Annotated in this window: 24 protein-coding genes; 15 read left to right on the top strand and 9 right to left on the bottom strand. The window is 59.8% G+C overall.

Annotated elements, in window-relative coordinates:
* Position 1 precedes the first annotated feature (1 nt).
* A complete protein-coding gene (locus I9H07_RS08880; RefSeq protein ID WP_058391411.1) occupies positions 2–799 on the top strand; it encodes an acyl-CoA thioesterase in 798 nt (265 codons plus the stop codon).
* 19 nt (positions 800–818) lie between these two features.
* Here I9H07_RS08880 and I9H07_RS08885 read toward each other — a convergent pair whose 3' ends face one another.
* The 3 genes from I9H07_RS08885 to I9H07_RS08895 form a co-directional block, all read right to left on the bottom strand.
* Positions 819–1,046 carry a hypothetical protein gene (locus I9H07_RS08885; RefSeq protein ID WP_024672747.1) on the bottom strand — a complete coding sequence of 76 codons (228 nt, stop codon included), beginning with the start codon at positions 1,044–1,046 and terminating at the stop codon, positions 819–821.
* Between the two features lie 108 nt (positions 1,047–1,154).
* Positions 1,155–2,627 (bottom strand): methyl-accepting chemotaxis protein, encoded by a 1,473-nt coding sequence (locus tag I9H07_RS08890; protein ID WP_236425305.1) that lies wholly within the window; start codon positions 2,625–2,627, stop codon positions 1,155–1,157.
* An 86-nt stretch (positions 2,628–2,713) separates the two neighbouring features.
* Positions 2,714–3,550 carry a TatD family hydrolase gene (locus tag I9H07_RS08895; RefSeq protein ID WP_058391413.1) on the bottom strand — a complete coding sequence of 279 codons (837 nt, stop codon included), beginning with the start codon at positions 3,548–3,550 and terminating at the stop codon, positions 2,714–2,716.
* 178 nt (positions 3,551–3,728) lie between these two features.
* Here I9H07_RS08895 and I9H07_RS08900 point away from each other — a divergent pair, with 178 nt between their 5' ends.
* The 5 genes from I9H07_RS08900 (at position 3,729) to greB (ending at position 7,211) form a co-directional block, all read left to right on the top strand.
* Positions 3,729–5,141, top strand: a complete 1,413-nt coding sequence (locus tag I9H07_RS08900) for a transglycosylase SLT domain-containing protein (protein ID WP_236425304.1) — start codon at positions 3,729–3,731, stop codon at positions 5,139–5,141.
* A gap of 114 nt (positions 5,142–5,255) precedes the next feature.
* Positions 5,256–5,690, top strand: a complete 435-nt coding sequence (locus I9H07_RS08905; protein ID WP_024643310.1) for a DoxX family protein — start codon at positions 5,256–5,258, stop codon at positions 5,688–5,690.
* 257 nt (positions 5,691–5,947) lie between these two features.
* Positions 5,948–6,256 carry a hypothetical protein gene (locus tag I9H07_RS08910; protein WP_024673570.1) on the top strand — a complete coding sequence of 103 codons (309 nt, stop codon included), beginning with the start codon at positions 5,948–5,950 and terminating at the stop codon, positions 6,254–6,256.
* A 104-nt stretch (positions 6,257–6,360) separates the two neighbouring features.
* Positions 6,361–6,690: a hypothetical protein gene (locus I9H07_RS08915; RefSeq protein WP_024673571.1), complete on the top strand. Its 330-nt coding sequence runs from the start codon at positions 6,361–6,363 to the stop codon at positions 6,688–6,690.
* Between the two features lie 47 nt (positions 6,691–6,737).
* On the top strand, positions 6,738–7,211 hold the full coding sequence (gene greB / locus I9H07_RS08920) for a transcription elongation factor GreB (RefSeq protein ID WP_058391415.1): 474 nt from the start codon (positions 6,738–6,740) through the stop codon (positions 7,209–7,211).
* A gap of 109 nt (positions 7,212–7,320) precedes the next feature.
* Here greB and I9H07_RS08925 read toward each other — a convergent pair whose 3' ends face one another.
* Together I9H07_RS08925 and I9H07_RS08930 are read right to left on the bottom strand one after the other, a co-directional pair.
* Entirely contained in the window at positions 7,321–9,837 is a 2,517-nt protein-coding gene (locus I9H07_RS08925) for an ABC transporter permease (RefSeq protein WP_024673403.1), read from the bottom strand.
* A complete protein-coding gene (locus I9H07_RS08930; protein WP_236425303.1) occupies positions 9,837–10,520 on the bottom strand; it encodes an ABC transporter ATP-binding protein in 684 nt (227 codons plus the stop codon). Before I9H07_RS08930 ends, I9H07_RS08925 begins: the two co-directional genes overlap by 1 nt.
* 10 nt (positions 10,521–10,530) lie before the next feature.
* On the opposite strand from I9H07_RS08930, the gene I9H07_RS08935 reads away from it, so the two are divergent.
* The 3 genes from I9H07_RS08935 (at position 10,531) to I9H07_RS08945 (ending at position 12,543) form a co-directional block, all read left to right on the top strand.
* Positions 10,531–11,136: an arylesterase gene (locus I9H07_RS08935; RefSeq protein ID WP_024673401.1), complete on the top strand. Its 606-nt coding sequence runs from the start codon at positions 10,531–10,533 to the stop codon at positions 11,134–11,136.
* Positions 11,137–11,192: 56 nt separating this feature from the next.
* Entirely contained in the window at positions 11,193–11,474 is a 282-nt protein-coding gene (locus tag I9H07_RS08940; RefSeq protein WP_007249946.1) for a hypothetical protein, read from the top strand.
* Positions 11,475–11,577: 103 nt separating this feature from the next.
* Entirely contained in the window at positions 11,578–12,543 is a 966-nt protein-coding gene (locus I9H07_RS08945) for a L,D-transpeptidase family protein (RefSeq protein WP_236425302.1), read from the top strand.
* A 511-nt stretch (positions 12,544–13,054) separates the two neighbouring features.
* Here I9H07_RS08945 and oprI read toward each other — a convergent pair.
* Positions 13,055–13,306, bottom strand: a complete 252-nt coding sequence (gene oprI / locus I9H07_RS08950) for an outer membrane lipoprotei OprI (RefSeq protein ID WP_002553018.1) — start codon at positions 13,304–13,306, stop codon at positions 13,055–13,057.
* Positions 13,307–13,778: 472 nt separating this feature from the next.
* Here oprI and I9H07_RS08955 point away from each other — a divergent pair, with 472 nt between their 5' ends.
* Positions 13,779–14,066, top strand: coding sequence for a GNAT family N-acetyltransferase (locus I9H07_RS08955; protein ID WP_024647683.1), 288 nt, complete (start codon positions 13,779–13,781; stop codon positions 14,064–14,066).
* Between the two features lie 103 nt (positions 14,067–14,169).
* On the opposite strand, the gene I9H07_RS08960 is transcribed toward I9H07_RS08955, so the two are convergent.
* Complete coding sequence (locus tag I9H07_RS08960) at positions 14,170–15,246, bottom strand: 3-deoxy-7-phosphoheptulonate synthase (protein ID WP_236425301.1); 1,077 nt, start codon at positions 15,244–15,246, stop codon at positions 14,170–14,172.
* 227 nt (positions 15,247–15,473) lie between these two features.
* Here I9H07_RS08960 and I9H07_RS08965 point away from each other — a divergent pair, with 227 nt between their 5' ends.
* The 4 genes from I9H07_RS08965 (at position 15,474) to cysB (ending at position 19,071) form a co-directional block, all read left to right on the top strand.
* Positions 15,474–16,430, top strand: coding sequence for a putative 2-dehydropantoate 2-reductase (locus I9H07_RS08965; RefSeq protein ID WP_236425300.1), 957 nt, complete (start codon positions 15,474–15,476; stop codon positions 16,428–16,430).
* A gap of 18 nt (positions 16,431–16,448) precedes the next feature.
* Positions 16,449–17,369 (top strand): 5'-nucleotidase, encoded by a 921-nt coding sequence (locus tag I9H07_RS08970; protein ID WP_024673031.1) that lies wholly within the window; start codon positions 16,449–16,451, stop codon positions 17,367–17,369.
* Between the two features lie 85 nt (positions 17,370–17,454).
* Complete coding sequence (locus I9H07_RS08975; RefSeq protein ID WP_024673032.1) at positions 17,455–17,949, top strand: universal stress protein; 495 nt, start codon at positions 17,455–17,457, stop codon at positions 17,947–17,949.
* Between the two features lie 147 nt (positions 17,950–18,096).
* Positions 18,097–19,071, top strand: coding sequence for an HTH-type transcriptional regulator CysB (gene cysB, locus I9H07_RS08980; RefSeq protein ID WP_024673033.1), 975 nt, complete (start codon positions 18,097–18,099; stop codon positions 19,069–19,071).
* Positions 19,072–19,177: 106 nt separating this feature from the next.
* Here the strand turns inward: cysB and I9H07_RS08985 are convergent, their stop codons facing one another.
* Positions 19,178–19,912: a phosphoadenylyl-sulfate reductase gene (locus I9H07_RS08985; protein WP_024673034.1), complete on the bottom strand. Its 735-nt coding sequence runs from the start codon at positions 19,910–19,912 to the stop codon at positions 19,178–19,180.
* A gap of 140 nt (positions 19,913–20,052) precedes the next feature.
* Here I9H07_RS08985 and thrH point away from each other — a divergent pair, with 140 nt between their 5' ends.
* Positions 20,053–20,670, top strand: coding sequence for a bifunctional phosphoserine phosphatase/homoserine phosphotransferase ThrH (gene thrH / locus I9H07_RS08990; protein WP_024673035.1), 618 nt, complete (start codon positions 20,053–20,055; stop codon positions 20,668–20,670).
* Positions 20,671–20,804: 134 nt separating this feature from the next.
* On the opposite strand, the gene pabB is transcribed toward thrH, so the two are convergent.
* Entirely contained in the window at positions 20,805–22,148 is a 1,344-nt protein-coding gene (pabB, locus tag I9H07_RS08995) for an aminodeoxychorismate synthase component I (RefSeq protein WP_024672308.1), read from the bottom strand.
* Between the last annotated feature and the right edge of the window lie 397 nt (positions 22,149–22,545).

Consider the following 22,545-nt stretch of genomic DNA (forward strand, 5'->3'; position numbering starts at 1 on the left):
CATGACTTTTTCCGAGCTGATCAATGCTGCCCGCGACAACCCGCGCTCCGTGACTATCCCTGCCGAATGGTCGCAGGGGCGCGCTTGCTTTGGCGGGCTGATGGCGGCGCTGACCTACGAGGCGATGCGCGCTCAGGTACCGGAAGGGCGGCCGGTCCGGTCACTGGCGATTACCTTTGTCGGACCGGCAGCGCCCGGTGTACCGATTGCCTTTGAGGTCGAGATCCTGCGTCATGGCAAGGCGGTCAGCCAGGTGCTGGGTCGCGCCATGCAGAACGGAGAGGTCATGACGCTGATTCAAGGCAGCTTCGGCGCGCCTCGTGAGTCGATGATCGCCGTGACCGCTGCCTCTGCGCCCGACCTCAAACCTGTCGAGGAGTGCCCGGAACTGCCATTTGTCAGTGGCGTGATGCCTGACTACCTGCGCTTCATGGACATTCGCTGGGCGCTGGGCGGCATGCCGTTCAGCAACACTCAATCACCGGCGATTGGCGGTTATGTGCGGTTTCGCGATGAGCAACACGCCAGCCCGATGAGCGAAGCGCGCATCCTGGCACTGGTCGACACCTGGCCACCTGCGGTATTGCCGCACCTCGACAAACCGGCGCCCGGCAGCTCGCTGACCTGGACCATCGAGTTCGTCCAGCCACAGCCGGCGTTCGATACCCTGCAATGGTGCCGCTATCGCGCCGTCATCGAGCATGCCCGCGATGGCTATGGTCACACCGCCGCAGCGCTGTGGGGCCCGCAGGGCGAACTGATCGCCATCAGTCGCCAGACAGTGACGGTCTTTGGCTGATGCTGTTCAGCACTCGAAATCAGTGGTCTGCCTGCTTGAACTGAACCACCAGCGCCGCCGCCGCCCCGACCACGCCAATGGCGGTCGAAGAAAGGCTTTCTGAAAACAGCCCGTTGAGAATCAGCAGTGTCGCCAGAATGAACAGCGGGATGGCGATCAGGTAAAGGATCAGGCTGGCGGATTGTTCCTCGCTTTCGGCACTCTCGGGCCATGGATTCAGTTGCAGGTCGGGACGTTGCTTGTTCAAGGTGTGTTCCTCTTCAGGGCGACGTTCCATGCGCCGTTTTAATGCCTGAAGAGTAAGCCCGCGCCTGATCACCGGCGAGTCAAGCCTGTCTATCGGCGCGATAGCCTGTTACAGCCTGAGCTGGCCGATGGCTTTGCTCAGCTCGCCCGCCAGGGTCGCCAGTTCACTGCTGGTGCTGGCAGAGTCCACGGTCTGGGTCACGGTGCGTTCGGTGACGTCGCGAATGCTGACCACGGCACGGTTCATTTCTTCTGCAACCTGACTCTGCTGTTGGGCGGCGACCGCAATCTGCGTGTTGCTTTCGCGCATCTGCGCCACGGCATCGGCGATGGCCGCCAGCGCGTCACCGGCCTCGCGGGCCTGCTGCACGCACTCATCTGCCTTGAACGAGCTGTCCTGCATGAAATCGACCGCGTCGCGGGTTCCGCTTTGCAATGCCGACACCATGCCGGTGATCTCGTCGGTAGATGTCTGCACCCGTTTGGCAAGGTTGCGCACTTCGTCGGCCACCACGGCGAAACCACGACCCATTTCCCCGGCGCGGGCGGCTTCGATGGCAGCGTTCAGGGCCAGCAGATTGGTCTGCTCGGCAATACTGTGGATCACGCCGACCACGCCGTTGATTTTCTGGCTATCGTCGGCCATGCGCTGAATCATTTCGGCAGTCTGCTGCACGCCGCTGGACAGCCCGGCGATGGAGACTTGCACGCGGTCGACTACGGCCTTGCCGCTGCCGGCCAGCGCATCAGCGGTCTGCGACTGATCGCGGGTGGTGCTGGCGTGCTGGGCAATGTGATGGACAGTGGCGGTCATCTCGTTGATCGCGGTGGCAACCTGATCGGTTTCACTCTGCTGACCGAGCATGCCCTGACGCACATCGCTCATACCGGTCGCCAGATGCGCTGCGCCCAGGTCAAGACGGCTGGCGGTCTGTGCAACCGTGCTGACCACTCGCTGGTATCCGGCCTGCATGGCATTGAACGCCTTGGCCATTTGCCCGACTTCGTCGTCGTTGCGGTTGGCCACGCGGGCTGACAGGTCGCCGGTTTTTTCGACGTGCAGCATCACGTCCTTGAGGGCATTGAGCTGGCTGAGCAAAAAGCGGATCAGCAATTGTGAAGCGCAGAGCATCAACAGCATCAGCACGAAGACGGCTATCGCGTAGTGCGCAAAGCGATGCTTCAAGACCTCCAGGGCGGTGGGCGCAAAGGCCAGCACGGCGATCTGCTGACCGTCGCGAGCGACCCATTGCGCGCCGCTCAGCAGCCTGTCGCCGAGCGGCGTGTTCAGCGTGACCCAGCCCCGGGCATTGGTCAGTTCCGGCAACGGGGTGCCGTTGAACATCGGCGTCTGACCCTGAATGAAGAGCAGCAGCGCAGGTTCGCTCGGCAGTGCCTGGCCGACGGGCCAGGCGGCGAGCAGGCGGGCCTGAGCCTGAGCCGTTTCACGCGAGGTTTCCATACGTGCCTGCTGCTCCAGATGCACGGCATACAGCACCAGCAGCAGGGTAGTGATGAAGGCGACCGCGTTGACGGCCCAGAATTTGTATTTGAGAGACAGGTTGCTAAGCCATGAGCCCATGAGTGGTCTTCTTTGAGGGTCGTGTAAAAAAAGGAGGCAAGGTGCTATCACGATGCCTCAACCCTTAAAGTGACGCTTGATGCGGGTCAAGAAAGCGGCAGATTTTCATCCACTGGGTGTTCAATAGTCGGCAAAGCGAAAAACTCGCGCGCGCAGGCCGTGCTGTGGCGCGCCAGATCTTCCTGACTTTCGCCACGGTGCAAGGCCACTTCGCGCAACACTTCCGGCAGATAGGCGGGCTCGTTACGACCGTTTTTTGGCTTGGGGCGCAGACTGCGCGGCAGCAGATAAGGCGCGTCACTTTCCAGCATCAGCCGACCGCGAGGGATATTGCTCACCAGCGGATGCAGATGGGTGCCGCGTCGCTCGTCGCAAATCCAGCCGGTGATGCCGATGTGCAAGTCCAGGTCCAGGTAGCTGAACAGCGCGGCGCGCTCGCCGGTGAAGCAGTGCACCACAGCGGCGGGCAGGCGGTCACGGTAGTCGCGGAGGATCTCCAGCAGGCGCTGGTTGGCATCCCGCTCATGCAGGAAAACCGGCAGTTGCAGCTCCACTGCCATGGCCAGATGCGCTTCGAGGACTTTTTCCTGCTGCGGGCGAGGAGAGAAGTCGCGGTTGAAATCCAGCCCGCATTCACCCACTGCCCGAACGCGACTTTCCTTGAGCAGGGCATGCAACTGTTGCTCGGTGTCGCCGGTCCAATCGCTCGCTGAGTGCGGATGAATGCCCGCCGTGCAGAACAGGCGTTGCGCGCTTTCATCAAGCTCGTGACACAGCTGCACGGCCTGTTCGCTGCCCTCGACACTGGTGCCGGTCACCACCAGTTGCGCTACGCCTGCGGCATAGGCACGGTCGAGTACCGCCTGTCGCTGAGAGGCGAAGCTTGCGTTGGTCAGATTGACGCCGATGTCGATGAGTTGCATGGTGCTACCTCCAGCTGAGGCCGCCGAGCATACCAGAGCTCCGGCCACAATAAGAAAACGCTGGATATTCAAGCGATTGAGCCAGACGGCTCAACAACTCCTTCGCTGTTCGATGCTGCTGCGTGACCTCAAGATTTCCTTTTTCCTGTTTCTTTCCGGCATTGCCCTGGGGAAGTGAATGATCCGATCCGCGCTGGTGTCTTTTCTATGTCTGTTGCCGCTTTTACCTCTGCACGCGTCTGCTCGCCAGACCGGTCCCGAGGCTGTGCAGCACACAACGCAAGCGCGTGATCTGACGGCTATTCGCAGCAGTAAGGTATTGCGGGTGCTGGTCAACCAGAGCCGTAACAGCTCCGGCGACGTCAAGGGCCAGGAAATCGGCGTTGAATACCACCGTTTACAGGCGTTCGAACAGTACCTCAACAGTCACGCCCGCGACGGGCAGAAGATCACGTTCAAGATCATCCCCAAGGCCAAGAATCAGTTGCTGACGGCGTTGCAGCGTGGCGAGGGTGATTTGATCGCGCCCGGTGAGCTGCTGGATGTCAGCACCGCCAAGGGTATTCAGGCCACTGCGCCGATCATTCATGATGTGCCGCTGGTGCTGGTCGGCGTTCGTGGCCAGCGCAGCCTGCGGCGTGTCGATCAATTGTCCGGACGCACCTTGAGCCTGCCTACCGGCAGCGCTGCGGACGAGGCGCTGCATCAGGTCAATCGGCAACTGGAACTGCGCAAGTTGCCGCTGGTGAAAATCGACTGGGTTGACCCGAGCCTGGCGGTTGAAGACGTGCTGGAAATGGTCCAGGCCGGGATCTATCCCATGACGCTGGTCGAGCAACCTATCGCCGAGCGCTGGGCGAAGGTCATGCCCAGGCTGCGCATCGACCGTGGCCTGACGTTGCAGAGCCAAGGTGACGTTAGCTGGTTCGTGAGTGACAAGGCACCGCTGCTGCGTGCCAGCGCCGATGATTTTCTCAAAAGTTACAAACCGTCGGTGCAACAGGATCTGGCGTTCCAGAAGGCTTACAAAGGCACTTATCGGGTCAACAATCCGCTGGTGCGCACTAACCTGCAACGTCTTGAACAGCTGCGTCCGATGCTGCAACGCCACGCCGATGCGCAGGGCATGGACTGGCTGGACCTCGCCGCCCTGGCATTCAAGGAGTCGAAACTCGACCCGTCGGCCAAAGGCAGCGGTGGCGCAACAGGGCTGCTGCAGATCACCCCGTCAGCGGCGAAAAGCGTCGGCGTGCCAAGCATTCAAAGCGCTGACGACAATGTCCGGGCCGGTTCGCGTTATATGGCGCTGATCCAGCGCAAGTATTTCGCCAGTAACAAAGTCAACGAGCGCGAGCGCATGGCATTCGTCATGGCGGCCTATAACCTTGGCCCGGAGCGCGTGCAAGGCATGCGCGAGGAAGCACGGCGGCGCGGGCTGAACCCGAATCAGTGGTTCTTTCAGACCGAGCGTGTGGCCATGGAGCAGGGCGGTGCCAATGTCGTCGCCTTTGTAAACAGCGTTAACAAGTACTACCTGGCGTTTGATCGCGAGCGTGACTCGCTGGAAAAGCAGGCTCCGAAAAAACGGTAGCGCGTTACTGATCGAATATATCGATGGTGATGCGCCGTTATTTGCGGTTTCTACATGAGCCAATTTGATTATGATGGCGCCACTCCCACTTAATCAGTCACGGAAATTCCACGCATGAACACAATGATCAAATCGGTTCTCACCACTCGCGCTGGTTATGGCCTGACCCTCCTGCGCGTCATCGTCGGTATCGCATTTATCGCCCACGGCAGTCAGAAACTGTTTGGCGCCTTTGGCGGCTACGGTCTGGAGGGTACCGCGCACTACATGGAAAGCCTCGGTCTGACGCCCGGCTACCTGATGGCACTGATGTCCGGCAGCGCTGAATTCTTTGGGGGACTGGGCCTGTTGCTGGGTTTGCTGGCTCGCCCGGCTGCGGTGGTGGTGATCCTGCTGTTGCTGGTGGCGATTTTCACTGTGCATATCCATAACGGTTTCTTCATGGCCAACAACGGCTACGAGTACGCGCTGGCATTACTCGGCGGTGCCCTGGCGGTCCTCATTGAGGGCGCAGGCAAGCTCTCGCTGGACCGTGTCATCGCCCGATAACCGTCTACGCTTCATCCAGGACGCCCGCTTCTCTGCGGGCCTCTCGCGTTTGCAGGCACTCGTCATGAATGGCACCGCCACGGCTGGCAATTGACAATGAATGGGGCGTTTCTCTAGCATGCGTGCTCAAGCGCCGATTTAACAACTACTTGCGGGGCGCCTGGCAAGGCTCAGGTCTTGTCGAAATACCGCTAAAACGTTGGTTCGGTGTTGCCTCTCACCGCTGCCCAGCGGAGCTTCTGAGGCAGAGAAAAACCATGAATAACCTGCGCCCCCTCATTCGTCTTTCCCCGATCAGCACGGTCTTGTCCCGCAAGAACCCGAAAATTCTCCTCAGCGGTGCTCATCAGCCCACGCTGCTGCGCTATCTGGACGGCTGGCCTCGTCGGCGCGGCGGCTCTTGCGCATTCCTGATCCAGTTTGTCGATCCACAGCAGTCACTGAGCCATTTTGCCAACGATCAGTTCGACCTTGCCGTCGTGCAATCACCGCAGGCGGATGCTGTCGATCAGGTCATTCGCGACCTGACCCGCATTGCCCGTCAGGGGCTGATTACGCTGGGTTGAGGCAAGCGCCTCATCAAGTGGCAATAGAAGGCACATTGCTGGCCCCCTGGGTTCGATCCGGCAGGCAAAATCGCCGCCTTATCAAAGGATTAGGTGGTTATCGCATGCGTTTGGTTTATTGTGCTCTGGCGTGCCTGACGCTTTCGGGGCTGGCTTTTTCCGTCCAGGCCAGAAACGCTACGGAAAACGAGCGTTACCTGTGTCGCTGGGGCTCGACCATCGCGGGCGGTGCGCAGGCCTCCAAGCTGTCGGGTGTCACGCGTTATGGGGCGCGGCAAAAGCTCCAGTCACGCAAGTTCGTCAAGCAGTGGATGCGCCCGATGGCCTTGCGTATCACCGAGCAGACGTACGACAGCGAATCACGCCTGAAACCGGATGCGGTCAGCAAGGTTTACTACGAAGGCTGCATCCAGCACGAGGTGACGCGTAGATAACATTCGATCGCCCGTTGAATTGGTTTTTGTGGGGCCGGAGAAACGTCTTGAGTACAAAGATCATCACCAAAGACGGGCACGAAGCCCTGAAAAAAGAACTCGACTACCTGTGGCGAGAGCATCGGCCTGACATTACCCAGAAAGTCGCCTGGGCGGCGTCGCTCGGGGATCGCAGCGAGAATGCCGATTACCAGTACAACAAGAAGCTGCTGCGCGAAATCGACCGGCGTGTGCGCTACCTGCGCAAGCGCCTTGAAGATATGCGCGTCGTGCAGTATTCGCCAGAGCAGGAAGGGCGGGTGTTTTTCGGTGCCTGGGTCGAGATCGAAAACGAGGCGGGTGATCTGAAGACGTTTCGGGTTGTCGGTTACGACGAGATCTACGGCCGCAACGACTACATCTCCATCGACTCCCCCATGGCTCGCGCCTTGTTGAAAAAAGAGGTTGGCGATGACGTGCTGGTCAATACGCCGGAAGGCGAGAAACTCTGGTTCGTGAACTCGATTGTTTATGAGAAGTGAGGCAGGACGCAGAGCGTCCTGACCTTCATTATTTCCTGGGACTGTACCGGCCTCTTCGCGAGCAAGCGAAGCGTCGCCCGGCTCGCTCCCACGAGATTTGTGAGTAGCCTCAACCCTCGCGCAGCACGGTCAGCGGGCTGACGTTCAGTGCGCGACGAGTGCCGAACACACCGGCGCCACCGACCAGCAGCGCACCGATCACGGGCAACAGCAGCAGCCAGGGGTGTGGCTGCCACTCCAGTGAAAAGGCGTAGCGGTACAGTACAAAGCTCACCAGCTCGCAACCCAGTGCCGCCAGTACGCCGCTGGCCGCGCCGAGCAGACCGAACTCGATGCGCCGCGACTTGATGAGCAGCGCTCGCTCGGCGCCCAGCGCACGCAGCAGCGCGCCTTGCCGGATGCGTTCGTCCAGGGTGGCCTGCAATCCGGAAAACAGCACGGCAATGCCAGCCGCCAGCACGAACAGCAGTACGAACTGCACCGCCAGGGTGACCTGATCAAGGATGCTGCGTACCTGCGCCAGCAAGGCTTCCACACCCAGAATGCTGATCGACGGATAGGCCCGCGACAGTTCGACGATCTGCTTGTCCTGACCGGGCGGCAGATAGAAGCTGGTCAGGTAGGTGGTGGGCAGGTCGGCCAGGGTGCCAGGCTGGAAGATCATGAAAAAGTTGGGCTGGAACGTATCCCAGTTCACGGTCCTCAGGCTGGTGACCACGGCTTCGCGAGTCAGGCCGCCGACGATGAAGCTCAGGCGGTCGCCCAATTTGATGTTCAGGCTCTCGGCCAGCTTGGTCTCGATCGAAACGCCGGGCGTTGCGTCACCCTGACCGGAGGCGGGCAGGTCTTTCCACCAACGGCCAGCGGTCAATGCATTGCCCTCGGGCAAGTCGGCGGCCCAGGTCAGGCTGAGGTCACGGCGCGTGGCGTTTTCGCCGCGCGAGTCTTTGGTGACAAAGTTGCTCACCGGTTCGCCATTGATGCTGGTCAAACGTCCCGGCACCACTGGATAGAGCGGGGCGGAGTGAGTAGAGAGCTTGCTCAGGGTCTGGGCGAAATTCTCCTTGTCGACCGGCAGCACATTGAGCACGAAATAATTCGGTGCATCCTTGGGCAGCTGGTTCTGCCAGGTGTCGAGCAATTCACCCCGCAGCAGCGCGATCAAGCCCATCGACAGCAGAATCAAACCAAAGGCCAGCGACTGACCGGCAGCGGCCAGCGGATAACGCAGCAGTTGCCCCAGGCCCAGTCGCCATGGCAGCGAAGCCCCGGCCAGCAACCGGCGCAGGCTGTTGAGTACCAGCAACAACAGGCTGCCCAATACCAGTGCCGCGACAATGCCGCCGCCCAGCAGGGCAAAGGTGAGCACCAGATCCAGGCTCAGGCGCCACATGATCAGGCCCAGCGCCAGCAGGGCTGCGCCATACACCAGCCATGAACTGGCGGGGATCGGCAACATGTCGCGGCGCAGTACGCGCAACGGCGGAACACGGCCCAGTGCGGCCAGTGGCGGCAGGGCAAAACCGGCCAGTGCCACCAGCCCGGTGCCCATGCCTGCCAGCGCAGGCAACAGGCCGCCGGGCGGCACGGTGGCCGGAAGCAGGTTTTGCAGCAGCGCGAACAACCCGAGTTGTGCGAGCCAGCCCAGCAGCGCGCCGCTGAGGCTGGCCAGCAGGCCGATGATTGCCAGTTGCAGGCTGAACAGCGCCATCGTCTCACCGCGCGACAGGCCCAGGCACCGCAGAAGGGCGCTGGCATCGAAGCGCCGGGCAGCAAATCGGGATGCTGAAAGCGCTACGGCCACACCCGCCAGCAGCACGGCCACCAGACTGGCCATGTTCAGATAACGTTCGGCCTTGCCCAGCGCGCCGCCTATTTGCTGGCTGCCGTCACGGGCGTCCTTGATCTCCTGATGGGGTTCAAGGCCCGGCTCGATGGCTTTGCGGTAGGCGGCCAGCGCTTCAGGCGGGCCGCTCCACATTTCCCGGTAGGTCACCCGGCTACCAGGCTGAACCACGCCGGTGGCAGCCAGGTCTTGCAGATTGATCATCACCCGAGGCGTGAGGCTATAGAAGTTGCCTGCCCGGTCCGGCTCATAGGTCAGGATGCGGGTCAGTTTCAAGGTTTTGGAGCCGACATCGATGTCGTCACCCACCTTCAGGTCGACCGCCGGAAGCAGCCGCGCCTCGACCCAGGCTTCGCCGGATTTCGGGCCGTTGCCAGCCTGCTCGGGCTGGTACAGGTCCGGGGCGCTTTTCAGTTCGCCGCGCAACGGGTAGACGTCATCCACCGCCTTGATGCTCGACAGCTGGATACCGGCGTCGGTGGCGATCACGCTGGAGAAAACCACGATCTGCGCATGCTTGAGTTGCAGCCGCTTGCCTTCCTCGACTTGCTCGGCACGCGCCGGGCTGGAGCCTTCGAGAATCAGATCAGCGCCAAGGAACTCGGTCGCCCGCAGCAGCATCGCACCGTTCAGGCGCGCACCGAAGTAACCAATCGCCGTGCTGGCGGCCACGGCCACCAGCAAGGCGAAGAACAGTACCCGTAACTCGCCGGCGCGGGCATCGCGCAGCAATTGGCGGCCCGCAAGGCTCAGCAGTCGAGTAAAAGGCAGACGTGCCATCAAGGCTCCAGCGGGGCAACCAGGCGGCCCCCTTCAAGACGGATCAGACGGCGACAGCGATGCGCCAGACGCTCATCGTGAGTCACCAGCACCAGCGTGGTATTGCGTTCCTTGTTCAGTTCGAACAGCAGGTCGCTGATGCGCTCACCGGTGTGGCTGTCCAGATTGCCGGTAGGTTCGTCGGCAAACAGCACGTCCGGGTCGGCAGCAAAGGCGCGGGCAATCGCGACTCGCTGCTGTTCGCCACCGGACAATTGCCGCGGGGTATGGGTCAGGCGCTGGCCCAGCCCGACACGCTCCAGCAGGTGGCGCGCTTTTTCGCGGGCATCCTTGCGGCCTTCCAGCTCCATCGGCAGCATGACGTTTTCCAGCGCGTTCAGGCTGTCGAGCAACTGGAACGACTGAAACACAAAGCCGACGTGCTCGGCCCGCACTCTGGCACGCTGGTCTTCGTCCAGCACGCTGAGGTTGCGGCCTGACAGGATCACTGAGCCTGAACTGGGCAGGTCGAGCCCGGCAAGCAGGCCGAGCAGCGTGGATTTGCCCGAGCCGGAGGCACCGATGATGGCCAGTGTGTCGCCCTTGTTTAGTTCCAGGGAGAGTTCGTGCAGGATAGTCAGGTCACCTTCGGTGCTGGGGACCACTTTACTGAGGCTTTGGGCACTGAGAATACTTTCACTCATGGAGAATCCGATGCGTGCGTGGTTTTTAAGTGCTGGCCTGGGATTGTTGCTGCTGTCACAGGGCGCAATGGCGGGCACGGTGTTGATCGTTGGCGATAGTATCAGTGCGGCTTTCGGCCTGGATACCCGCGTGGGGTGGGTTAGTCTGCTGGAACAGCGACTCAGGAAGGAGGGATACGACGACAAGGTGGTCAATGCCTCCATCAGTGGCGACACCAGCGCCGGAGGCCAGGCGCGTCTACCTGCGCTGCTTGCAGAGCATAAGCCTGAGCTGGTTATTCTCGAACTGGGCGGCAACGACGGGCTGCGCGGCCAGCAGCCTGCTCAATTGCAACAAAACCTTTCATCGATGATCGACAGCTCAAAGGCCGCCGGCGCGAAGGTGCTGCTGCTGGGAATGCAGATACCGCCCAATTACGGGCCGCGTTATACCAATGCGTTCAAGGAGGTCTACAGCCACCTTGCCGAAGAGAAAAAGGTCCCGTTCGTGCCGTTCTTTCTGGAAGGCGTCGGCGGGGTGCCCGAGCTGATGCAGGCTGATGGCCTGCATCCTGCGGCCGCCGCGCAGGGCAAGTTGCTGGAAAATGTCTGGCCGAGCCTGAAACCGCTGCTTTGAGGCTTTCCAGTACGGGGGCTTTCGGCTAATGTGGCGCCCCCGATCTGGAGCCCCCCATGCCGCGTCCCGCCTGGTCCCTGTATGCCTATCAAATGCTTGAGCCTCATGAACAGCTGGATCTGTTCGCCTGTCAGGAAGTGCGGGTGCATCTGATTGCGCGTCAGCTGGAACTGGGTGGCTCCATCGACCGGACCTTATGCGGCACCTTGTTGCCTGCCCAGCCGCAAATGTCCGCGGTCGAGCTGCAGGCCATGCGCGATGAGCGTCTTTGTCCGCTGTGCAAGGCCATCATGGATGCACAGCGCAGGGGGATGAACCCGATCTGGCCTGAACTCTAGCTGTCATCACTGCTTGCCGGCGCGCGGTAGATATCCGATCTCGCGAGTGCAGGTGTACACTCAGTGCTTATCTCTGTCGCCGTTACCCGAAGGATCTTTCCGGATGTTGTCGCGCATTCCAGCCGTTACCCGCTGTCTGTCACTTGCTGCTTTCTGCGCGGCGAGCTCTGTCCATGCACTGGAGTTTCCGTTGCCGCCACCCGGCGAGGACATCGTTGGTGAAGTTCAGGTGATCAAGGCCAGGTATGAAGACACCTTTGCCGATCTGGGCACTAAATACGATCTGGGCTATCTGGAAATGATTGCCGCCAACCCGGGCGTGGATCCTTGGTTGCCGGGCGCTGGCAAGGATATCGTGCTGCCGACCCGCTTCATACTGCCGCCGGGTCCGCGTGAGGGGATTGTCATCAACCTGGCCGAATACCGCATGTATTACTACCCCAAGGGGCAGAATGTGGTGCACACCTACCCTCTGGGTGTCGGTCGTGAAGGCTGGGGCTCGCCTATCGGCGTGACCAAGGTGACCGCCAAGACGCCCAACCCGACCTGGACGCCGCCTGCATCGATCAAGGCCGAACACGCCGCTGACGGCGATCCGTTGCCCGACGTCGTGCCCGCCGGCCCGGACAATCCGCTGGGGCCTTTCAAATTCGGCCTGGGCCTGTCTGGCTATCTGATTCACGGCTCGAACAAGAAATTCGGCATCGGCATGCGCACCAGCCATGGCTGCTTCCGCATGTACAACGACAACGTGCTGGAACTGGCCGACATGGTTCCGGTCGGTACGACAGTGCGTATCATCAGCGAACCCTACAAATTCGGCATCAGCGGCGGCAAGGTCTACCTTGAGGCCCACACGCCCGTCGATGATCTGGGCAACCCGTCGGTGGTCGACAAACACACCGCCGTCATCAACGCGCTGCTCAAACGCGACGACCTGGCCAACAACCTGCGCATGAACTGGGACCGGGTACGTGATGTGGTCGCGGCCGAAGATGGCATGCCGGTGGAGATTGCAGAGCCGGGTAAAGCGCCTGCGAGTGCGGAAGAGCCGGTGATTTTTCAGTAGAGCGTCGTCACTCCGCGTTGGCCTGTACAACTATCGTGCGACGCTCCGCGTCGTCATGGGATCTCGTGACGCTCTGCGTCACAAATCCACGCTGCACCGCACTTTCAAGATCTAACGCAGAACGTCCATAACTGCATTCCCGTGCTGTAGCGCTCATCGTTATACAAGTCTCGTGGGAGCCGGCTTGTTCGCGAAGAGGCCGGTACAGCCCCCAGAAATAGGGCGTTTGGACCAAAGTCTTCGCGAACAAGTTCGCTCCTACGCGCTTCGGTCAGAAGCTTGAAAGCCACGTATTTTGGGCTCTTCAGGACTTGCTCGTGACGCTCTGTGTCACAAATCCACGCTGCACCGCACATTCAAGATCGGACGCAGAGCGTCCAGACCTGCATTCCCACGCTGGAGCGTGCGGAACGAGAGGCGCTCGGGGGGCAGTCAGATTTAATGACGTAAAAAACACGCAAAAAAAAGCCGACCCGTTGCCGGATCGGCTTTCAATAACCCCTGAGGATTATTACTTGCGGCTGGCTTTGTCCAACATGCGCAGAGCGCGCTCGTTGGCTTCGTCAGCAGTTTGCTGAGCTTTTTGAGCAGCAGCCAGAGCTTCGTCAGCCTTGCGATAGGCTTCGTCGGCACGTGCTTGCGAACGAGCTGCTGCGTCTTCGGTAGCGGTCAGACGAGCTTCGGTTTCTTTGGATACGCTGCTGCAACCGGTAGCCAGGACTGCGGCCAGAGCCAGAGCAGAGAATTTCAGAACGTTGTTCATCGTGTTCACCTTCAAGGAATTTTGTTCAAATTAGTCATCTCTCGAAAATGAGAAAACGACCGGCGTACATAGTACCCATTGTTTGTAGTAAGTAAACGGACCCAGCGCAAGAAGCTGCTAAAATTCCCGGCTTTGAAAGTGTTCCGCGTTACTTCTCAAGCGTTCTGTACAAAAACTATCCACTTTTACTGGACCCTTGTTCAGTCCAGGCGTTCCGCCCTCTTGCTCGAACGTGTCAATTGACGTCGCTGTGTTCGACGTTCGGTCGGCAGGAGGACATTTTCATGGGTTTTTATCTTCACTGTGCTTGAGCATCTTCAGCAATGGTGCCTACTATCCCAACGTGCTGTTTGTCGAGATCGGCAATGCTCTTTCCGGTGTGATAAACAGATACTGGGTGGCGTAGATGTTCCTTCGCCGGAAAAAGATCGGTAAGGTAGGGGTCAAATTCCAAGACCCGCTAGGAGTAGCAATGAGCGAGGCGTTGTCCATCCACCATGATGAAGCCGGCCACCATTTTGAAATTATTATCGATGGCCATCGTGCCTACCTGACGTACATGGATCTCGGCAAGCAGACCCTGGACTTCTACCGAACGTTTGTACCCGACGCCTTGCGGGGGCGTGGAATTGCCGCCGCCCTGACCAAGGAAGCGCTGGATTATGCCGACACCATGGGCTATTCCGTCATCCCGTCCTGCTCTTATGTCGAGCGCTACATGGAGCTTCATGACTTGCAGTCCCAGGCTGCAAAGCTTTGATTGATCAGTCTCGACGATTGATCGCTCGATAAAAACCGCCAGCATGAAAAACGCCGAGCATATGCTCGGCGTTTTCGTTATTGCACGTTGATCAGTCAGGCAACTATTTGCGCTTGCGCGCCGGCAGTACATCCTTGAGTTTCGCATGCATGCTGCGCAGGGTTTTTTCCGTGCTTTCCCAATCGATGCAGGCGTCGGTAATCGACACCCCGTACTGCAATTCCGACAGGTCCTTCGGAATGGCCTGACAACCCCAGTTCAGATGGCTCTCGACCATCAAGCCGATGATCGATTCGTTGCCTTCCAGAATCTGGTTGGCGACGTTTTCCATCACCAGCGGTTGCAGGGCCGGGTCCTTGTTGGAGTTGGCGTGGCTGCAATCGACCATGATATTCGGGCGGATGCCGGACTTGTTCAGGGCCTGCTCGCAAAGGGCAACGCTGACCGAGTCATAGTTGGGCTTGCCATTGCCGCCGCGCAATACCACGTGACCGTAGGCATTGCCTTTGGTGGTCACGATCGATACGCCGCCTTCCTGATTGATACCCAGGAAACGATGCGGGCTGGAGACCGACTGCAAGGCATTGATCGCAACCGTCAGGCCGCCATCGGTGCCATTCTTGAAGCCGACTGCCGAAGACAGACCGGATGCCATCTCGCGGTGGGTCTGGGATTCGGTGGTGCGTGCGCCGATGGCCGACCAGCTGATCAGGTCTTGCAGATACTGTGGCGAAATCGGGTCCAGTGCTTCGGTGGCGGTGGGCAGGCCCATTTCCGCCAGGTCCAGCAGCAACTGGCGGCCGATGTGCAGGCCATCCTGGATCTTGAACGAGTCATCCAGATACGGATCGTTGATCAGGCCTTTCCAGCCAACCGTGGTCCTTGGCTTTTCGAAGTAGACGCGCATGACCAGATAAAGGGTGTCGGAGACTTCCGCCGCCAGCGTTTTGAGACGCTCGGCGTATTCCTTGGCTGCCTTGAGATCATGGATCGAGCAAGGGCCGATCACAATGAACAGGCGGTGATCGTTGCCATCAAGAATGTTGCGGATCACTTCGCGGCCCTGGCTGACGGTGCGCAGGGCAGCATCGGTCAGCGGGATGTCGCGCTTGAGCTGATCCGGCGTGATCAGGGTCTCGTTGGAAGCAACGTTGAGGTCATTAATCGGTAAATCAGCCATCGTGTTACTCATCAGGTCGCGGGTACTGGCCGCCAACGGTCCCCCGTGCGGCGGTGCCCAGCAGGTTTGAGCGCAGCGGGGAGCCGAACCTTAGCGCGTTATCGCGCTGTTCGACAATAAGTAAACGAGCTGTCAGCCGTTGTGCGCATCTGTATTTGCAACACGATGCGCTGCGACGGATAGTGTACGCCGTCCCCTGAAACACACAGACAGCCGAGAGAGACGTTATGAGTGTCCATTCAGAGCAGTCGCGAATCGGCATCATCGGCACCGGAGCCATTGGCGGTTTTTATGGCCTGATGCTGGCGCGAGCCGGTTTCGACGTGCATTTCCTGCTACGCAGTGAGTTCGACGCGGTGGTGAGCAACGGATTGCAAGTCAGCAGTGCAGTGCACGGCGATCTGTACCTCAAGCCCGTCAAGGCCTATTCTTCAGCCGCCGATATGCCAGCGTGCGACTGGTTGCTGGTGGGCACCAAAAGCACCGGCAATGCGGCGTTGGGACCGATCATCAGACAGGCTGCCGCGCCGGGCACCAAGGTGCTGCTGTTGCAGAACGGCCTCGCAGTTGAGGATGAGTTGCGCGCGGTGCTGCCCGACAGCCTGCATATCGTGGGCGGGCTGTGTTTTATCTGTGTCCACCGGGTCGCTCCCGGCAAGGTCGTGCATCAGGCGTTTGGCGCGGTCAGCGTGGGTTACCACAGCGGTCCCGCCGCCGATGACGCTGAACGTCTGGCCATTATCGACGCCTGTGCGCAGCTGTTCCGCGCCTCTGAGGTCGAAGCGCACGTGATGGAGAACCTGCAACAGGCGCGTTGGCGCAAGCTGGTCTGGAACGTGCCGTACAACGGGCTCGCGGCCTTGCTGCAGACGGGCACCCGCGCGTTGATGGCCGATCCGGACAGTCGGGAGCTTATCAACGCCTTGATGGATGAGGTGGTGCAGGGTGCCGAAGCCTGCGGCCATGACTTGCCGGCGGGGTTTGCGGAGCAGTTGTTCTCGGTGACCGAGAGCATGCCGGATTACAAACCAAGCATGTACCACGATCTGGCTGAGCACCGCCCGCTGGAGCTGGAGGCTATCTACGCCCGGCCTCTGGCGGCAGCGCTTGCGGCAGGTTTCGACATGGTGCGGGTTCGCACGCTGTATCAGGCGCTGGGGTTTATCGATCGCAGCAGCCGCTGAATAGAAGAGGGTGGATTGATGGCTGAAAGCAACGACCATAAGCTGGTACTGGCTATTTCATCGCGGGCGCTGTTCGATCTGCGCGACAGCCACGCGGTGTACATGGCGGATGGCGTCGAGGCCTATCGCAAGTATCAGATCGAGCACGAGGACGAAATTCTCGAGCAGGGTGATGCTTTCCCGTTAGTGGAAAAACTCCTGAGCCTCAATGCCAGTCTCGGTCAGGCACGGGTCGAAGTGGTGCTGGTCTCGCGCAACAGTGCCGACACCGGATTACGGGTGTTCAATTCGATTCAGCACTACGGGCTGGACATCAGCCGTGCGGCGTTCGCTGGCGGGCGCAGTCCGTATCCCTACCTCGCGGCGTTTGGCTGTCATTTGTTCCTGTCGACCCACGCGGAAGACGTACGCAGCGCGCTGGATGCAGGGTTCGCCGCCGCGACCATTCTGTCGGGTGGGGCGCGACGTGCGGCCAGCGCCGAATTGCGCATCGCGTTCGATGGTGACGCTGTGTTGTTTTCCGATGAATCGGAGCGGGTTTACCAGGCCGGCGGGCTGGCGGCGTTTCAGGCCAGCGAACGCGAGTCGGCCCGCGAACCCCTGCGCGGCGGGCCTTTCAAGCCGTTCCTGGCTGCCCTGAATCTGCTGCAGCGGGAATTCCCCGATGCCAGCTGCCCGATCCGTACTGCACTGGTCACTGCCCGCTCGGCGCCAGCCCATGAACGGGTGATTCGTACGCTGCGCGAATGGGATATCCGTCTGGACGAATCGCTGTTTCTGGGGGGCTTGCAGAAGTCAGCGTTTCTGGAAGCGTTCGCCGCCGATGTATTTTTCGATGATCAGCCCGGTCACTGCGAGAAGGCGCGTGACGTCGTCGCAACCGGGCATGTACCACACGGCATCAGCAACGAACTCAGGCCGGATACAGGCGGACGTTGAAGAACCATGCATCTCTGCCATCGCAGCGCCAGATGCACTGCTAAGCTGACTCGATCTCCGCCATTCTGGTAGTCCGGGAGGTTGTATGGTTCGAACGATGTTGTATGCCACAGACCTCGGTCTTTACGCGCCTTATGTAACGCAGCACGCACTGGCGCTGGCTCGAACGTTCAACGCCGGACTTTACGTCATCCATGTTGTCGAGCCCATGGGGCTGTTCGCCGAATCGGTGCTGCAGAGCTACCTGGGCGAGGATGCGTTACAGGAGCTGCACCGCCAGGGCGTGAGTACTTTCATGGATGCAATAGAACAACGGATCCTCGACGGGTTTCGTGAGGAACTGGGTGAGGGGCATCAGGACCTGTCATTCATCCGCACGGTGCGCGTCATTCAAGGCGAGCCTGCCAGCGTGATTCTGGAGCAGGTGCAGAAACTGGGTGTGGACTTGTTGGTGGTCGGCAGTCACAGCCAGGGGGTGGAAGAAGGCGGATCGATTGGCCGTACGGCCGCCAGAGTTTTACAGCTTTCAGAGGTGCCGGTTTACATGGTGCCCATCATGTTGAACAAAGGGCGGGGGTAGGGAAGGTCAATGTGGTGTTTTAGTTGAATTCGAGCGTGCGATCACCTCGCAAAGGTGATAAAAAGTTCTAGAATTATTCGTCTACCATTAATCCAGTTATATACCGTCGCTGATGCCCATAGGGCTTATCTGCTTTGAGGGACACATATGAAGCTTCAACAACTGCGCTACATTTGGGAAGTGGCGCACCACGACCTCAACGTTTCCGCGACGGCCCAAAGCCTTTACACCTCTCAACCCGGCATCAGCAAACAGATCCGTCTGCTTGAAGATGAGCTGGGGGTCGAGGTGTTTGCCCGCAGCGGCAAGCACCTGACACGCGTGACACCGGCGGGCGAACGCATTATCACCACTGCTGGCGAAATTCTGCGCAAGGTCGAAAGCATCAAGCAGATTGCCCAGGAGTTCTCCAACGAGAAGAAGGGCACACTGTCGATTGCCACCACGCACACCCAGGCCCGTTATGCGTTGCCGCCGGTGATCAGCAATTTCATCAAGCAGTACCCGGATGTTGCGCTGCACATGCATCAGGGCTCGCCGATGCAGATCGCTGAAATGGCTGCCGACGGCACGGTTGATTTCGCCATCGCCACCGAAGCGCTTGAGCAGTTCAGCGACCTGGTGATGATGCCGTGCTATCGCTGGAACCGTTGTGTGGTGGTGCCGCAGGGCCACCCGCTGACCAAAGTGCCGAAACTGACACTGGAGTTGCTGGCGGAATACCCGATTGTGACGTACGTGTTCGGCTTTACCGGCCGTTCCAAACTGGATGAAGCCTTCAGTCATCGCGGCCTGGTGCCCAAGGTCGTGTTCACGGCGGCGGATGCCGACGTCATCAAGACTTACGTCAGGTTGAATCTCGGTGTGGGGATCGTTGCCAGAATGGCGGTCGACGAGGAAGTGGACAGCGATCTGGTGGTGCTTGACGCCAGTGACCTGTTCGAGTCCAGCGTCACCAAGATCGCATTCCGTCGCGGGACCTTCCTGCGCGGTTTCATGTGCGATTTCATCGAGAAGTTCGCCCCGCACCTGACCCGCGAAGTCATGGCCAAGGCGGTTCAGTGCCATAACAAACAGGAAATGGAAGAACTGTTTGCCAACGTCGAACTGCCGGTGCACTAGGGGCAGCTGTTAGCTGCAAGCTACAAGCTACAAGCTACAAGCTACAAGCTAGAGCCGTACGCGCTTTGACTTGAGGCTTGCAGCTTGAGGCTTGCCGCTCGCGACTTTAGTCGCGCACTATCAGATTGCCCGCATGCAGGCCGCACTCTTTCTGTGTGGCTTCTTCCCACCACCAGCGGCCTTCGCGTTCGTGCTGGTTGGGCAGGACCGGACGGGTGCAGGGTTCGCAGCCGATGCTGATGAAGCCGCGCTCGTGCAGGCTGTTGTAGGGCAGTTCCAGCATCCGGATGTAGCCCCAGATTTCTTCGCTGCTCATCTGCGCCAGCGGGTTGAATTTGTACAGGGTGCGTTCGGCAGTCGAAAACGCAGTGTCGATTTCCAGTGCGGCAACGGCGCTGCGGGTGCCGGGGCTCTGGTCGCGACGCTGGCCGGTGGCCCAGGCGCTGACGCCAGAGAGTTTGCGCCGTAACGGCTCGATCTTGCGAATACCGCAGCACTCGCCATGGCCGTCCCGATAGAAGCTGAACAGTCCCTTTTGCTTGACGAACGGCTCCAGCTTGCTCTGGTCCGGCGAGATAATTTCGATCTCGATCTTGTAGTGATCACGCACCTGCTCGATGAAACGATAGGTCTCGGGGTGCAGGCGGCCCGTGTCGAGGCTGAAAACCTTGACGTTCTTGTTGAGTTTCCAGGCCATGTCGACCAGCACCACATCTTCAGCGCCGCTGAACGAGATCCACAGCTCATCACCGAAATGCTCGAAGGCCAGTTTCAGAATGTCCTGCGCAGATTTGTTCGCATAAGTGGTCGCCAGTTCGGCGACATCGAAAGGTTGGCTCATCAGGCGGCTTCCTTGAATCCAGGGGTGGCGCTTAAGCGCTCGTAATGGCGGCAATGGTAACAAAATCCGCTGTGCAGTGGCCGTTGCCAAAGGCTAGAGTGCTGCCTCCTTTGATAGCGAATACCCTTGGGGAGCGTGCTGTGGAAATTGCCTGTCTGGACCTGGAAGGCGTGCTGGTCCCGGAAATCTGGATCGCCTTCGCCGAAAAAACCGGTATCGAATCGTTGCGCGCCACCACTCGGGACATTCCTGACTACGACGTGTTGATGCAGCAACGGCTGCGTATTCTCGACGAGCACGGTCTGAAACTGTCGGACATCCAGGCAGTGATCAGCACCCTCAAGCCGCTGGACGGCGCTGTGGAGTTTGTCGACTGGTTGCGCGAGCGCTTTCAGGTGGTGATTCTCTCGGACACGTTCTATGAGTTCTCTCAGCCGCTGATGCGCCAGCTGGGGTTTCCGACGCTGTTGTGCCATCGGCTGATCACCGATGAAACCGACCGTGTGGTCAGTTACCAGTTGCGCCAGAAAGACCCGAAGCGGCAGTCGGTGCTGGCTTTCAAGAGCCTGTATTACCGGATCATCGCGGCGGGTGACTCCTATAACGACACCAGCATGCTGGGTGAAGCCGACGCTGGCATTCTGTTTCACGCGCCCGACAACGTGATCCGCGAGTTTCCGCAGTTCCCGGCGGTGCACACGTTCGAGGCGCTGAAGAAGGAATTCATCAAGGCCTCGAATCGGGATTTGATGCTTTGAGGGCGAAGCCTCGGTTGCGCAAGACTGGAGACAGGTAACGCAGAGCGTCACGAAATGATCTGGCTATCGTGCCGACGCTCTGCGTCGGTATGCCGTTCTGGGCGCTCTGCGTCCTCTTTGCGACGCAGAGCGGTTCAGAGCGCTTCAAGCGTCTTCAGCAGTACGCGGACTTTTGTGAAGGTTTCCTGGTATTCCGCCTCGCAGTCCGAGTCGGCGACGATGCCGCCGCCGCCCCAGCAGGAAATCTGCCCGTCCTTGACCAGCAGGCTGCGGATGGCAATCGAACTGTCCATTTCGCCGCGTACATCCAGGTACATCAGTGAGCCGCAATACAGGTTGCGGCGGGTCGGCTCCAGCTCGTCGATGATCTGCATGGCGCGGATTTTCGGTGCGCCGGTGATCGAGCCGCCCGGAAAACTGCCCGCGATCAGGTCCAGGGCATCATTGCCGGAGGCCAGCTCGCCAGTCACGCTGCTCACCAGATGGTGCACATTCGGGTAGCTTTCCAGGCTGAACAGTTCCGGGACCCTCACCGAGCCGATGCTGCAACTGCGTCCCAGGTCATTGCGCAGCAGGTCGACAATCATCAGGTTTTCAGCGCGGTCCTTGGGGCTCGTCAATAGCGCTTCGGCATAGGCCTTGTCCTCGGCCGCATCATGACCGCGCGGCCGCGTGCCTTTTATCGGCCGGGTTTCAACCTGACCTTCGCTGACCCTGACGTAGCGCTCTGGCGACAGGCTCAGGATCGCATCACCATCGGGCAAGGCGAAGTAACCGGAAAACGGAGTAGGGCAGGCGGCGCGTAATGCGCAATAAGCGGCCCACGGGTCGCCTTGGCAATCGGCCTGAAAACGCTGAGCGAAATTGACCTGATAACAATCCCCGGCGTGGATATAGGCCTGGATCCGGGCAAAGGCAGCATGATAGTCGTCGGCAGGCATATTGGCCTTGAACGGCGAGGTCAGTTGAAATCCGGCCGAATCGGCAGCGGCGGGTTGCTGGAACAACTCAAGCAAACGCTGGACTTCGCCGGGCGCCAGCGCGGGGTGGCACATCAGCTGTGTGGTCTGCGCTTGGTGGTCAGTAATGACGGCCCAGGCGTACAGCCCAAGACGGGCGTCGGGCAATTGCAGATCATCGACCGCCTGCCCAGGTTGCGGCTCCAGGCGGCGGCCGAAGTCATACCCCAGGTAACCCAACAGCCCACCGGCGAAGGGCAATGCGCTGCCCGCCGGTAATTGCGCCGGGCCCAGTCGCGCAAGGCTTTCACGCAGACGCTGAAAAAAAACGTCGCCGCTTTCCCGAGGCTCCGGCACCCATTGCTCCAGTGGCCAGGCGCTGAGCACATCGAACCTGCCGCGCTCGGCGCCGGGGCGGCCGCTGTCCAGCAGGATGGCGCCGGGGGCGTGACGGATTCTGACGAAGTTGATAGCCGGGTTTGCTGAATAAGGCAATGGGTGGAGCAAGCAGGTCAGCATTCGCGCAGGCCAGTCTGTGTGTGAGGTCGGCGATTGTAGTCCTGCGTACCGCAGCCTCCTAGGGGGATATTGCCTGCTGCCGGTCATGAGGCCGACGCTGCATACGGTTCGAGATGGCTTGCCATGTTTCGGTTTTGCAATAACCGCAATAAGTGTAGTTGAGATATTTGTCAACGTTGCGGTGCGGTTATATATTTCGGGAGGGCGGCCTGCCTATTGACTATTCATTATCATGCTCGCGATAAGAGAAGTTCTTTTTATTCTAAAAAAGTTGATTTGACACTGTAATAAGCGCTGGTTTTTGTAGGATGGGTACTACAATTGTCTAGGAATCTTCCTACATGATTTTGAGGGTTATATTGCTAATCTCCGGCGTCACTCGTACAGGTCGTGCGAG

Source organism: Pseudomonas syringae (assembly GCF_023278085.1).
Classification (GTDB): Bacteria; Pseudomonadota; Gammaproteobacteria; order Pseudomonadales; family Pseudomonadaceae; genus Aquipseudomonas; species Aquipseudomonas syringae_Q.